The 13612-nt window shown below is 42.0% G+C and carries 11 protein-coding genes and 1 other RNA gene; 7 read left to right on the top strand and 5 right to left on the bottom strand.

Annotated elements, in window-relative coordinates; genetic code table 11:
- Positions 1 to 195 precede the first annotated feature (195 nt).
- Positions 196 to 3174, top strand: a complete 2979-nt coding sequence (locus tag LCL89_RS11065; protein WP_224810147.1) for an EAL domain-containing protein — start codon at positions 196 to 198, stop codon at positions 3172 to 3174.
- Positions 3175 to 3346: 172 nt separating this feature from the next.
- Here the strand turns inward: LCL89_RS11065 and LCL89_RS11070 are convergent, their stop codons facing one another.
- Positions 3347 to 3943, bottom strand: a complete 597-nt coding sequence (locus LCL89_RS11070; RefSeq protein ID WP_224810148.1) for a YpjP family protein — start codon at positions 3941 to 3943, stop codon at positions 3347 to 3349.
- 200 nt (positions 3944 to 4143) lie between these two features.
- On the opposite strand from LCL89_RS11070, the gene LCL89_RS11075 reads away from it, so the two are divergent.
- The 3 genes from LCL89_RS11075 (at position 4144) to LCL89_RS11085 (ending at position 6301) form a co-directional block, all read left to right on the top strand.
- Entirely contained in the window at positions 4144 to 4749 is a 606-nt protein-coding gene (locus tag LCL89_RS11075; RefSeq protein WP_224810149.1) for a spore coat protein, read from the top strand.
- Between the two features lie 108 nt (positions 4750 to 4857).
- On the top strand, positions 4858 to 5487 hold the full coding sequence (locus LCL89_RS11080; protein ID WP_224810276.1) for a LysE family transporter: 630 nt from the start codon (positions 4858 to 4860) through the stop codon (positions 5485 to 5487).
- A 64-nt stretch (positions 5488 to 5551) separates the two neighbouring features.
- Complete coding sequence (locus tag LCL89_RS11085; RefSeq protein WP_224810150.1) at positions 5552 to 6301, top strand: YqcI/YcgG family protein; 750 nt, start codon at positions 5552 to 5554, stop codon at positions 6299 to 6301.
- On the opposite strand, the gene LCL89_RS11090 is transcribed toward LCL89_RS11085, so the two are convergent.
- A complete protein-coding gene (locus LCL89_RS11090) occupies positions 6285 to 7607 on the bottom strand; it encodes an amino acid permease (protein WP_224810151.1) in 1323 nt (440 codons plus the stop codon). The two genes, LCL89_RS11085 and LCL89_RS11090, sit on opposite strands and share 17 nt — an antisense overlap.
- A gap of 127 nt (positions 7608 to 7734) precedes the next feature.
- Between LCL89_RS11090 and LCL89_RS11095 the strand changes: the two genes are divergently transcribed.
- Entirely contained in the window at positions 7735 to 8676 is a 942-nt protein-coding gene (locus LCL89_RS11095) for an arginine deiminase family protein (RefSeq protein ID WP_224810152.1), read from the top strand.
- Positions 8677 to 8800: 124 nt separating this feature from the next.
- Here the strand turns inward: LCL89_RS11095 and ssrA are convergent.
- Positions 8801 to 9163, bottom strand: a transfer-messenger RNA (tmRNA) gene (gene ssrA, locus LCL89_RS11100).
- Between the two features lie 96 nt (positions 9164 to 9259).
- Positions 9260 to 9724 (bottom strand): SsrA-binding protein SmpB, encoded by a 465-nt coding sequence (gene smpB / locus LCL89_RS11105; protein ID WP_197317567.1) that lies wholly within the window; start codon positions 9722 to 9724, stop codon positions 9260 to 9262.
- Between the two features lie 133 nt (positions 9725 to 9857).
- On the opposite strand from smpB, the gene LCL89_RS11110 reads away from it, so the two are divergent.
- A complete protein-coding gene (locus LCL89_RS11110) occupies positions 9858 to 10724 on the top strand; it encodes a GNAT family N-acetyltransferase (RefSeq protein ID WP_224810153.1) in 867 nt (288 codons plus the stop codon).
- A 114-nt stretch (positions 10725 to 10838) separates the two neighbouring features.
- The gene (locus LCL89_RS11115) at positions 10839 to 11258 is read left to right on the top strand and encodes a Thoeris anti-defense Tad2 family protein (RefSeq protein ID WP_224810154.1); all 420 of its coding nucleotides are present in this window, start codon (positions 10839 to 10841) and stop codon (positions 11256 to 11258) included.
- A 34-nt stretch (positions 11259 to 11292) separates the two neighbouring features.
- Here the strand turns inward: LCL89_RS11115 and rnr are convergent, their stop codons facing one another.
- Positions 11293 to 13584, bottom strand: coding sequence for a ribonuclease R (gene rnr, locus LCL89_RS11120; protein ID WP_224810155.1), 2292 nt, complete (start codon positions 13582 to 13584; stop codon positions 11293 to 11295).
- Positions 13585 to 13612 lie beyond the last annotated feature (28 nt).

Genomic DNA, 13612 nt, shown 5'->3' on the forward strand with positions numbered 1-13612 from the left:
GATCACTCCCCCCTTTTTCCAATCCTGTTGTTCTAATAAAAGTTAAATTGCTACAAAAAAACCATAAAGTTCCATATAATATAAAAAATGTTATATTAAACTATTGTTCATTATTGGATAAAATTCTTTATTTTTCGACATCATTCTATTATGATATAGTAAAATAGTTTCACGCTCAGGAATGGAGGATAAAATATGGGAAGAAAAATATTAACAGAAAAAACAAACCAATCCACTAATGACATAAGCCCTATGTCCCAAAATAATCTTTTGAACATCTTCACTTCTTCTTTAGAAGGACACCCTGAGATCGTCTATGTCTTTGATAAGAATCTTAATCCTGTTTATCAAAATAAAAATTTTAATCACCTCCTCGGCTATCAAGAATCGAGTCCAGACCTTTTCGAACACCTTACAGAAGGTGAGACACAGCAATTAACGAAAATGATCGACTCCTCGTTACAAGGGATGAACTCCTATACAACACTGCAGATCTCTGCTCATTCTTATATCCTCAACATTGAAGTCACATCTATTCCAATCAAAGATTCAAATGATGTGATTGGCGCATACCTGATCATCAAAGATACGACCCCTGACCTTCACCTTAAAAATGACTTATCCATTACTGAGGACTCACTTTCGATCGCACAGCAGTCCGGGGATATAACGAGCTGGGAATATGAATACAGTACCGGGCAATTCAAAGTATCGGAATCTATTTATGAACTATTCTCTCTGCCAAAAAAAGAAGAGACTGAATGGACCCTTCAGCTCATTTTGGACCGCATCGCTCCTGGAGACTTGGAAAAGGTAACTAAAGCTATAGAAAAATCGATTGCTGAACAAACAGAAGGAGAGACAGATTTCAAAGCCGTTTTGACTGACGGTACGATACGATACATAGAAGCTTCCTGGAAGTTCACGATGACACTGAATGGTGAAATACTTCTTGTCGGAGGAGCACGTGATGTCACGAATGAAAAGGAATGGGAAATGAAGCAATCTGTTGAAAAGGAACAGATCACCCATATGTACGATAGTCTTGAAGGCTTTTTAGTATGGGAATATGATTTCTTGCAGCAGAAAATAACGTATGTATCCGGTGGCACGGAAGACATTTTTGATATGGCACGGCAGTCGTTTATCGATGATCATGATTTATGGATGGAAAAAATACATCCTGAAGATAAAGACTTTGTCCATTCTCAGCTGAAAAAATTGCGAGAAGGTCATGCTGTCTTTTATCAATTCAGATTCGTGAATGAAACGGGAGTCATCTCTCATTTGGAAACTCAATCTTTCCCCCGTTTCAACCTTGAAGGAGAGATCACTCAGTTTTTCAGTTTTGTGCGGAACATTACAGTATCTAAATCCATCGAAGAGCTGCAAACCTTCAATGCTTCCCACGATTATTTGACACAATTATTCAATAGAAACCACTTCCATGAAACCATTACTACTTTAAGTTCCGAACCTAATACCCCTTATGCCCTGATGTATCTTGGTCTGAAGCGTTTTTCTTCCATCAATGAAACTTTAGGGTTCCAAATCGGAGATGCTATTTTACTACAAGTCGCAGACAAGCTCCGTTCTTTAGCGAAGAAGGACATTTATTTGGCTCGAATAAGCGGTAGTACGTTTGCCATCGTGTATAAAAATTTCCATGATGAACAAGCAGTCTATGATTTAGCAACACACTTATTAGACAACATCGACCCTCATTTCCACATCAAAGATTATGAATTGTATATCAACATAAGCATTGGTATCACTTTTTTCCCTCACGATGACACAGACCCTAATCATCTTATCCAATTAGCTATGTTCGCCATGCAGCGTGCGAAACAGTTGGAAGGCCATAACTATCAAGTCCATTATCAAACCAATGACTTGGTTTCATATAAAAAATATGTATTGGAAAAAGACCTAAGACAGGCGATAAAACAGGAAGAACTTGAACTTTATTATCAGCCACGTGTAAACCCATCTTCAGGTGTAATCAACGGGTTTGAGGCCCTTATACGGTGGAATCACAAAGAATGGGGAGTTGTACGCCCGAATGAATTCATTCCTCTTGCAGAAGAAAGCCATCTCATCACAGATATTTCCTATTACGTCATAGAACAGGCGTGTAAGCAACTCGACGAATGGACAAGGCAGGGACTACCAAAACGCTTGATTTCCGTCAACGTATCGCCCCTCTGCTTTTTAAAGAAAAGGTTAGTCGATCATACCGAAGAATGTTTAAAACGATACAACGTGGAGGGAAAATGGCTGGAGATAGAACTGACAGAAACTACGTTAATGAAGAACGAACAAATTGTTCTTCAGGCGATGGAAAAGCTTCGTGGTTTTGGAGTAAAAATGGCCCTCGATGATTTCGGAACAGGCTTTTCGTCCCTCAGTTATATCCGTAAGTTTCCTATTGAAACGATTAAAATCGATAAAAGCTTTATGGATAAGGTGGGGGAAAAGTCCACCGAAGGTACAAATGGAGAAACCTCGATCAATAAAGATGAGCACCTTGTCGCTACAATCGTATATATGGCGAACGGAATGGGAATGAATGTTGTCGCAGAAGGTGTTGAAAATGAACAGCAGTTGGCTTTTACTAAACAAATTGAATGCAGCGAAGCGCAAGGGTACATTTTTTCTAAACCGCTAAAAGCTGAAGAACTCCTTCCCTTGTTAGAAAGAGGAACTGTGCCTCCAAAAATTAAAAAAGAGAAGAAACAGAAAGAAGAACGCCGCTCATATTTCCGCCTCGTATTTGCTGCGCCTTTGAAAGGAAATATGCTCATTACTGAAGTTCGTGGCAAAGCTGTACAGACAGGTCAAACAGAAATAATGATCAAGGACATCAGCGTTGGAGGATTGAAGTTCACATCTTCTCTGAACTTGCCTGTTCGACCTGATATAAAAATGAAGTTTCAAATACATTTAATGGGTGAAACGTTGGATGTATTCGGTAAAGTCGTTTGGAAAAATGAGATGAAGCATGAAACTTATGATTATGGAGTAGAGTTCAAACTGAACGTACCTCTTCAGGATAAGCTGGCTCAAATCATCAATAAAGCATCCGTATACCAACATAAAAAGAAAGATCTTCCTAAAACTCCAGTCATTAATGAGAACCCTCACACTTATCTATACAAAAAGTTAAAAAAATAAAGAGAGCTCCACGGGGCTCTCTTTATTTTTTGGTTCTGTTAATGCTTGGTGTTGAAAGTTCATATCAACGATGGATTACCAGAAGAAAAAACAGCCCATTCCTTAGACCAGACATGACATGCCTGTCTCCCAAAAATGAGCTGTTGTTTGAACACTAACATTCAATTGTATATTACGACATCCACTTTGGTGGAGTATTCTTCTCCCAGTAAATTTCTCCGATTGTATGATGTTTGACGAACTCATCGGCCTTCATGTGGTAATGAAAGTTGAACCAATACCCTTCGCCAGGCCGTTTGTCACGTCTGACGTGGAAACGGGCGATTTCTTCTCCTGTCTTATAGTTGACGAGATTGAATATCTTTTCCCCGTAACCAGGAACCAACTCTTCCGTTATTTCATAGTAAGGAATTTCATCTTCATCGCCTTGAGAAATAATGGATTCTACTACTTCTTCAATCTTCGGCAGAATCTCTCGCGTCATGTCCTCATCTACTTTCTGAATGATACGCGGTCCCATTTTTGCAACGGTCTGTGCTTTCGCACGTTCTGCAAGTTCTTCGATAGGATCGACGACTGCGTCATAGGATTCTTGCCCTTCGTCCACATCTTCCTGTTCACCAATCGATCCGCTGGCCAAAGACTGGTCGTGGTTTGAAACCTCTTTATTATCTGCGGCATCCGTATGTAAATCTGTCGGTGGTACATAAAGCCCTAAAGTCAATACAGATATCAGTACTACAAATATTTTTCTCATCCAAAGCTTCATCGTTTAAATCTCCCTTTTCAAACTATATGAACTCGTAAAACATGGTCTTTGCGACAATTGAAGAATTTTTATAAATCACACAGTTCTGAATAAACAATTTTAAAACATTATACCACGTTTTTCGACTTATAACAGATACATGATTGAAATTAGAGAGGGTATGCTTAAGATGACGACTTATTTCACAGGAGGAAAGATGCATGAAAGAAAAACGAAATCCCGGAAATGATACTCCGCCACCTGTAATCAATCATGGTGGTCATGAAATTTTTGATGCACATGAAGTCATTACTAGCGTCATTTCTTTCCTGGACCATCAGAAAATGTACGCATCCTATGTTCAGGATCAGGAATTGATGACGCTTTTAAACAGACAACAACAATTTACCGCTCAGTTGTATAATACGATTGTGGAAAGTTTTTCATCAGGGAAGGACCCTTCTGTTCCGACCCAGACTTATAAAATGCAACAAAATAACCGTGTCACTTATGGGGTGACTCCCTCAGAGCCGAAAAAACCGATACAATCGATGGATGAAATTACAGATGAAAAAGTTTCGGCATATTTGTTAGGAGAATTGAAAGCACTCGCTTCCTTGTTCACGATGACATCACTCGAAATGACAAACCCTGTACTGCGTCGTATAACCGCTGACTCCGTCCCGAACTTGATTGAAATGAGTTATGAACTATTCCTTTATCAAAACAAGCATGGATTTTATCAAGTTCCGAAATTAAAAGAACAAGATATGAGCCGAATGCTTCAAAGTTACTCTCAGGTGAATGAAGAACCTCCTTTGCAATAATGAACATGCTGGAGAGTATGTACGTTTACCCTCCAGCATTGTTTTTTGTTAATACACAGCAACTTCCCCCCATATATATAAATGAAAACCAGCAAAGGACGAGTGATGATGAGTTTATTTTTCAGTTACATATTATTAGGTCTCTCCTTATCGGCTCCCATCGGCCCTATCAATGCTGCCCAGTTGGACAAGGGGATCCGTTTCGGTTTTTGGCATGCATGGCTTGTAGGATTCGGCGGGATGATTGCAGACGGTATTTTCATGCTTCTGATTTATTTCGGGATCGCTCAATTCGTTGACACCCCTATGATCAAAGCTTTTCTATGGTCATTCGGTTTTTTTGTCTTATGTTATACAGGCTATGAGAGTATTTTACAGTCTGGAGAACTTACTAAGGCGAAAAACAGCGGAAAGAATGAGCCTAAATGGCGTTCCTTTCAGACAGGTTTTTTGATGGCGGTTTCCAATCCTCTGAACATATTATTTTGGCTCGGTATTTATGGATCGATGATTGCTCAGTCCTCTTCCTCTTATTCAACTTCCCAACTGCTCCTCTATAGCAGCGGAATATTCTTAGGTATCACCCTTTGGGACATCACGATGGCAAGCTTGGCGACAGGTGCGAGAAAATGGGTAAAGCCGAAAATACTGAGAGGAATCTCAATCATTTCGGGCATCGTTTTGATCGGATTCGGTGTTTATTTTGGTGTACAAGCTCTTCAGTTATTGTTCGGATAAGACAAACACCCCTTCGTTCCCTCTCTAATAGGATACTTTGTAGACTTATTGGGAGGGACGATTCATGCTGTTGCATTCAAAAAGTTGGATTGAAAAGCACAAGGATGATCTTGAACCTTGGCAGCAGTCCGCATACGAAGAATTTGCAAAGACGATGACCGATAAAGAAAACCCCTATCCTTGTGTGCCTGGTATACAAGGTTTCATTCAAGATTCTTTACGCTTCTGCTTCGCCGGCAACCCCGAAGAAGAGTCCTCAATTAAACGCGTTTCCGCTGCATTGAAGGAATACGGAACCATTTCGAGAGATACCGGAAGATATGCCTCGATTGTTATTTTCTTCGAAACCTCTAAGCAGAATGAATATGATATCGAAAGTTTTCAACACCTGTTTTGGTCGTTATTGAACAGGATTCATCATTATGATGGTTCTGCATGGCCGGAAGACATACCGAAAAACCCCCATCACCATGACTGGGAGTTCTGTTTTGAAGGAGAGCCATACTTCGCTTTTTGCGCCACTCCTGCGCACACCATCCGAAAAAGTCGTTACTTCCCTTTTTTCGCATTAGCGTTCCAACCCAGGTGGGTATTTGAGGATATTAATGCTGACACGCCATTCGGAAGGAAATTGAAGAATGTCATACGAAAACGCCTATTGGAGTACGATGGGGTAAGACCCCACCCCGACTTGAAATGGTATGGTCAGGAGGATAATCATGAATGGAAACAATATTTCCTGAGAGATGATGAGACATCAATGTCCAGATGCCCATTCTCGACCATGAAAAACGAGATCAAAAACCGTTCTTAAATCCCTGTTTTCTCCGTTTCATCAGAGTAGCAAGCGCTATGAGCACGATGAACCCTGCGCTGATGAATAACCCGGGTTTACTCACCTCATCCATCCATGTACCACTGACTGCAATTGTAATCAGCAGGACAGCAAGCCAGAGTTTCACTTCAGCGAAAAGCTTCGTGTCCATCAACTTCCGGTATGAGAACAAAATCATCACCCATGTATAAAGAAGCATTAAACCGGCAGCTGTGGTTAAGTACTCAAAAACTTTTTCTGGTAAAAGTAATGCCACAAGAATTGAGAGAAGCACTACAAATACAGTCAACAAAAAAGCCGAGGCGGGTATGTCCCGTCTCCCTTTTTTTGCGAACATTTCAGGTGCATCCCCTTCCTCCGCCAAAGTCACCAGGATTGTTGTGACTGCATATAAGGAGGCCACAAGGGTAGAGAATCCTGCAATAATCAAAATACTGTTGAACACATGTGGCACAAACGGAAGTTCCAACGGCTTCAATACCGTCAAAAATGGGCTCTCATCCGCATGGATTTCATTCGGATTTGTCAGTTTGGTCACTAAATAAATGGAAGCGATATATAGAACGGTCAATACCACCAGCATGAGCTTCCCGGATTTCGGTGCATCTTTCGGATTCTTCAACTCCCCGGCCATCAGCCCCATAACTTCAATCCCACCAAATGCATAAAATGCGTAAAGAAATGCTACCCATAAACCAGTGACTTTTATATCAGTAAAAGCGGCCCCACCCCCATCAGCGGCCGACCCTCCTCCCTCTCCCAAAACTCCAGTCATCGCCGCTCCAGCGATAAGAATAAACATGAAGATCGCTGCCACCTTCATGATTCCGAATACATTTTCCATCCGCTCCACAAAATGAACGCCCACAAAGATGACCAGGAGACCCAAAGCAGCAAAAACACAAGCCAGCATCCACACAGGAAAATCAGGAAACCAGAATTGAGCAAAAATCGCCAATGCAGTCAGTTGACTCCCCATGATCAGCATTTCTGAAGACCAATACACCCAGCCCGTACTGAAACCCGCCCAAGGACCGAACGCCTGCTTTGCATACGTACGGAAAGATCCTTTCTCAGGGTGTGACGCCGTCATTTCCGCCAGTGATTGATAAACAATCCACGTTCCCATCCCTGCAAATAAGTAAGCGAACAATACAGAAGTTCCTGCTTGTTGAATCGCTATACTTGAACCTAAGAAGTATCCTGTTCCTATAATGCACCCGACACCTATGAGTGACATCTGCCACCAACTCAAATGCCCCTCTGACTTCATACATTTTTTCATATGGTTTCCTCTCCTTATACGACTATCATTAGTGTGGAAAAAAACCACTTTGAATATGTACCTCCCTTCGAATGAATGTGCCCACTCATGGGGAAAGTAATGAAGATACAAATGAGGAGGAAAGCGAATGGACATCACACCCTCATGTTTCAGCGAACACGAAGAGTTGAAAAAAGTACTCGTCTGTTCGCCTACACATCTGGATATACCCAATCAACAGACGGCAGATATGGTTCAATGGATCGAGCCTGTACAAGCCGAAAAGGCGTTGGACTGTCATAAGAAGATGGTTCAATCATTGGAATCAGCAGGAGTGAAGGTGATCGACTACAACTCTTACATTCCAGGAAATCAAATGGCTCTGCATCAACAATTGATTAACAGACATTATGTAAGAGATTTAGCATGCGTCTTCGGGAACACACTCCTCCCTGGAGAACCGGGCACTTCCATGAGAAAACCCGAATATACAATTGCTCATCAACTCTTCCAAAAGTGGTTCACTTCAAGCGTTTTTCCTATCGACGTAAAAAAGACATGGCTCGCACTTGAGTATGGGGATGTCTTCGTTCTTAATTCAGACGCCGTCTTGATCAACACAGGGTTGAGAACAAGTATGGAAAGTATAGAGAATGCGATAGAATCCATATTTGAAGCAGGTTTTTCTGAGATTGGAGTTATTGACCTGCCACGCCAAGCCCAAACCCTCCACTTGGATATGAACGCCAACATCGTCGGTGGAGATTTATTTGTCGCAAAAAGTTACATTCGATATTTACCTATTCAAATTCTTTCTGACAAGAGCAGCTGTTTCTCCATGAGTCATGAATTTATAGAACGCCATGGATTCGAAGTGGTTTGGCTGGATGAAATCAAACATACATTGGCGGATCTGAATTTCCTCAACATTAACCCGGACACGCTCTTAATCAGCAGTCAAGCGGAACAGAAGCTGTTCCAATATCATGATAAATGGAAGAAGAAAGAAAAAATCAAAGTAGATGTAAGCGAATTGGAAAAAGGGGGCGGAGGCATCCGCTGCATGACACTTCCACTTGAGAGAGGATAATATAAGAAGACAAAAAACACCTCACTGAACTGAACAGTGCGGTGTTTTTTTAGGTTTATATAAGTCTGTGGTCATTAAACCTTGAAAATTTTCGATAATAATAAAAAACCACCAATATATGTATTGGTGGAGACGGTGGGAGTCGAACCCACGTCCGGAGATATCGGCACTCGGGCTTCTACAAGCGTAGTCGATATATTATATTTCACTTCCTCTTCGGCCTACCGACAGGCTTCCGAGGAGCTAGCCTGATTAGTCTCTTCGCTTTTCCTCAGGCGGTGGAAAAACGCGTAGCCCGCTTCAGTTTGAGACCCTTCATCTAGCACACGGGCGATGCCAGGAAGGATCAGCTATAGACTACTTACGCAGCTACAGCTAGGTTTTCGTTAGATTCGCCAGTTATATTTAGGCAAATGACGGTTAACGAGTCGTCGCCTCGACTTGCAACCCGAGCTCGACCTATCCCCGTCGAATCCGTAACGTCCCCGTTAGGATTAAGGATAAAGAGTCAAGCTCTTATCTCTCGTCGCCATGAGCGACAATAATCATTATAGCACAATTATATATTTTTTCAAGTCCTGCACTATTGCAGACTTTCCTTGATTGCACGATCGATCTCTCGTTTCTGCTGTTTACGTTTGAGATCTTCACGTTTATCATATTTCTTTTTCCCTCGACCGACACCAATTAAAACCTTAGCGACGCCGTTCTTGATATAAACTTTCAATGGTACGAGAGAATACCCTTTCTGCTGGGTCTGACCGATAAGCTGATTGATTTCTTTTTTATGAAGCAATAGCTTTCTGGCACGCGTCGGGTCATGGTTATAAATATTTCCTTGTTCATAAGGTGAAATATGCATGTTATGCAGGAATACTTCACCATTGACGACTCGGGCGAAGCTGTCCTTCAAATTGATACGACCATTACGGATCGACTTGATTTCTGTCCCCTGCAGAACAATGCCTGCCTCAAACGTTTCTTCTATAGCAAAGTCATGACGTGCTTTTTTATTTTGTGCAATGGTTTTTCCTTGTCCTCTTGGCATAACGGTATCCTCCTCTATTGCGTAAGTTCTATTTTATCAAATGTCACAAATGAATCCAATCTAAACCCTGAATGGTGAATTTGACCGGCACTTGTGGGATGATTACATTAACAATTTGAAAAAGGAGATTCCGATGAAACAAGATATATATGTAAAACCATTGTCGTATGACCATTTATCGTTACTCAAGGACATGGAGACAGGTATCCAGGATGACTATATCATAAGGGTTTTTGAACGTTTGGTTTCATCAGAATCCGATCGATTATTCGGTCTGTTTGACGATCAACGTATCTATTCCATTGCGGGATACAGCTTGTTTGGAGACGGAAAATTCGCCATGATCGGGAGGCTCCGGACAGACCGCAGATTCTTCAATAGAGGTTATTCAACAATCGTATTGGATCATGTGATGAACCAGTTACAAACTTCTCCCAAAATTTCATGGATAGGTGCGAACACACACGTGGATAATGATTCTGCGCGACGGGGACTGGAGAAGATCGGGCTTCACCAACATCATGTCCTCCATTACTTGATCTTGAATCGACCTGAACTACTAACCGATCACACCGAAGGTAAAGTTTGGAATGAAATTACGAATCTAAGCACAAAAAAGGAACTTCTCCTCTCACAGCCACAAGTGCAGGACCGCATGTTCCCATATGAAGCGTATTACCCTCTGCCACTGGATAAGGAGTTATTCACCGAGGATTATTTGAATCAAACGACATTTTATCAAAATCATGAAGGTTCCCGGTTTGTCATGGTTAAAAATGATACGAAGAAGTATACATACTCACACGTCAAATACATGTGGGACGACCATTATGAGCAGCCAGGTTTTTTTGAGACAATCCTGGACCATTGGAATAAAAATCCTGACAATGCCGGCTGCTGGATCGACTTTTCCGATGATGGCTTCAACAAGATCCCCGAATTGGCTCCCTTTCTGGTTCAGCCTCCTTGGCTGATGTACGGAAAATGGAAGAAAAAATGAAAAAGCGTTTTCATACAAATTCCCTATGAAAATAGGCTTAAAATGATTGACAGCACCCCTTTAAATCAATAAAATCCTAGACGTGAAGATTTCATTTAAGAAAGGAATATAGATATGGATTTTAAGCAATCGGCTGAGCTGTTAAAAGAAGGATGCGCTTTGAGAAGAAAAGGTTGGAGCCAGAATGGATATATCGTTCAGGATGAACAAGGGAAGATAAGGTTTTTCGATCATAATGAACCGAACGTTTTTGAAATGACCTTAGAAGACATCCTGGCTGACGATTGGACCCAGGTAGAAAAAGACCGTTGGACGATCGTTTCCATTTCCTATGACCGTGAATTAATGGAAGGGAAGCTTTTCGTCTCTTATGATGTGTGTTCTGAGCAGGACGGTAAGATTTTGAACAACCGCCAAATCGACGAAGAAGAACTGAGCAAATGGTCTTACTATGTAAACGTAGATATTTTCCGAACAAGCCAATATTTAAACGAAAAGGATATCGATCAAGTCAAACAAGTCATTCATATATAAAAGGAAAGCGCGGGGTTATACCCCCGCGCTTTTTTCAGCTCTTCTTCTTTTTCTTCCCTTTCTTAGGAACGCCTTTATTCCGATAAAAAGGTTTATTACCTTTTTGTTTGTTCTTTTTCTTGTCTTTCTTTTTCGGGTTTCTATCAGTTTTGATCTGCTTTGGACGAGCCGGACGCGGTCGTTCTTTCCTCGGTTTCATCCCGTCAATCTCGAAGTCGACGACTCTTTCTTCTATGTTGACATTTGTAACTCGAATCGTGACTTCATCACCGATGCGGAACACATTCCCTGTCCGTTCGCCGATCATGGCAAACTGCTTCTCATTGAAGTGATAATAGTCATCTGTCAGCGTACTGACATGAACCAGCCCTTCGACCGTGTTCGGAAGTTCCACGAACATCCCGAAGCTGGTGATGGAGCTGATGACTCCTTCATATTCTTCACCGATTTTATCCTGCATGTATTCGGCTTTCTTCAAATCATCGGTTTCGCGCTCAGCATCCACCGCAGCTCTTTCCATTTCTGAAGAGTGGCGGGCGATTTCAGGCATTTGATCTTTCCAATGCTTTCTCGTCTGATAATCAAGCTTCTCCTCGATCAAATAAGTCCGGATCAATCTGTGTACGATCAAATCAGGATATCGGCGGATCGGAGAAGTGAAGTGCGTGTAGAAATCGGTCGCTAAACCGAAGTGACCAACACCTTGAGGGTCATATTTCGCCTGCTGCATCGAGCGGAGCATCAGCTTGGAGATAATCATATCCTCCTGCGTCCCTTTCACTTCTTCGAGCACTTTCTGTAAGGCTTGAGGGTGAACACTTTCGGCTGTCCCTTTGACGACATACCCCATATTAGCGACAAACTCGAAGAACCGCTGCAGTTTGTCCGGATCCGGATCCTGGTGGATACGGTGGATAAACGGTACGTCCATCCAGTGGAAATGCTCTGCAACCGTTTCGTTGGCAGCCAGCATGAATTCCTCGATCAAACGTTCAGCTACAGAACGTTCTCTCAATCGGACATCCACCGCTTTTCCTTCTTCATCTACAACGACACCGGCTTCTTTAAAGTCGAAATCGATGGCTCCCCGGTTCATCCGTTTGTCTCTGAGCAGCTGAGCCAGATCCTTCATGTCACGGAACATAGGAACCAACTCTTTATATTTGTTGATGAGATCTTCGTCTTCGTCCTGTAAAATGCTGTTGACATCTTTATATGTCATACGTTCATTCGTCTTGATGACACTTTGGAAAATCTCATGATTGACGACTTCACCATCCTGATCGATTTCCATTTCACAAGAAAGGGTCAAACGATCCACCTGTGGGTTCAATGAGCATATCCCATTGGATAGGCGGTGAGGAATCATCGGAATGACGCGGTCTACCAAATAAACACTTGTCGCGCGCTCCCTTGCCTCCTGATCGATGGCAGAACCTTCATCCACATAATAAGTAACATCTGCGATATGCACACCCAGCTTATAGTGGCCATTTTCCAATTGCTTGACCGTTACGGCATCATCCAGGTCCTTGGCATCAGCTCCGTCAATCGTCACAATCGTTTCGTCACGCAGGTCGCGACGGTTTTTAATTTCATCTTCACTGATTTGATCGGGTGTATTCGCAGCCTGATCCAGAACTTCTTGAGGGAAATCCGTTTTGATTCCATGTTTATGGATGATGGAAATGATATCGATACCCGGATCATTTTTATGGCCTAAGATGTCGACGATCTCCCCTTCAGCACTCATGCGCCCTTCTGGGAATTTCGTAATATTCACGATAACTTTATGGCCGTCTACCGCCCCGTTCGTCTGCCCTTTCGGAATGAATATGTCATTTGGAATGCGTTTATCATCAGCAATGACGAAGCCGAAATTACGACTTGATTCATAGGTACCTACAATTCTTGTTGTGGCCCTTTCTAAGATACGGATGACCGTTCCTTCCGGGCGGGTACCATCTTCTTTCCGCTTTTCAATTCGGACGAGTACTCTGTCGTTGTTCATAGCAGATTGCAAATCAGAATGATGCAGGTATACATCATCCTTGGATTCGTCGTCTGGTATCAAAAAAGCAAAACCTTTCGCATGCATCTGAATCCGTCCACGTATCAAATTCATTTTTTCTGGTAAACCGAATCGGTTTTTACGAGTCCGTACCAGTTCGCCTTCTTCCTCAAGCTCGTTCAGAGATTTCATGAGGTTCTTGAAATCATCGGCATGTTCGAGTTCCAATGTTTCTTCTAATTCTTGGACGGATAGAGGTTTGGAAGCTGTTTCTTTAAAAAAATCTAAAATGTTTTGTTTTAATTCTGCACTCATATGCCTTACCTCCTTTAAGTATGAAGGA

The organism is Halobacillus yeomjeoni, from assembly GCF_020171525.1.
Lineage (GTDB): Bacteria > Bacillota > Bacilli > Bacillales > Halobacillaceae > Halobacillus > Halobacillus yeomjeoni.

Bases quoted from the DNA above. Each gene is read 5' to 3' on its own strand.
- LCL89_RS11115 (WP_224810154.1), top strand. From the start codon at position 10,839: ATGGATTTTAAGCAATCGGCTGAGCTGTTAAAAGAAGGATGCGCTTTG.
- LCL89_RS11095 (WP_224810152.1), top strand. From the start codon at position 7,735: ATGGACATCACACCCTCATGTTTCAGCGAACACGAAGAGTTGAAAAAA.
- LCL89_RS11090 (WP_224810151.1), bottom strand. From the start codon at position 7,607: ATGAAAAAATGTATGAAGTCAGAGGGGCATTTGAGTTGGTGGCAGATG.
- rnr (WP_224810155.1), bottom strand. From the start codon at position 13,584: ATGAGTGCAGAATTAAAACAAAACATTTTAGATTTTTTTAAAGAAACA.
- LCL89_RS11065 (WP_224810147.1), top strand. From the start codon at position 196: ATGGGAAGAAAAATATTAACAGAAAAAACAAACCAATCCACTAATGAC.
- smpB (WP_197317567.1), bottom strand. From the start codon at position 9,724: ATGCCAAGAGGACAAGGAAAAACCATTGCACAAAATAAAAAAGCACGT.
- LCL89_RS11070 (WP_224810148.1), bottom strand. From the start codon at position 3,943: ATGAAGCTTTGGATGAGAAAAATATTTGTAGTACTGATATCTGTATTG.
- LCL89_RS11075 (WP_224810149.1), top strand. From the start codon at position 4,144: ATGAAAGAAAAACGAAATCCCGGAAATGATACTCCGCCACCTGTAATC.
- LCL89_RS11080 (WP_224810276.1), top strand. From the start codon at position 4,858: ATGAGTTTATTTTTCAGTTACATATTATTAGGTCTCTCCTTATCGGCT.
- LCL89_RS11110 (WP_224810153.1), top strand. From the start codon at position 9,858: ATGAAACAAGATATATATGTAAAACCATTGTCGTATGACCATTTATCG.
- LCL89_RS11085 (WP_224810150.1), top strand. From the start codon at position 5,552: ATGCTGTTGCATTCAAAAAGTTGGATTGAAAAGCACAAGGATGATCTT.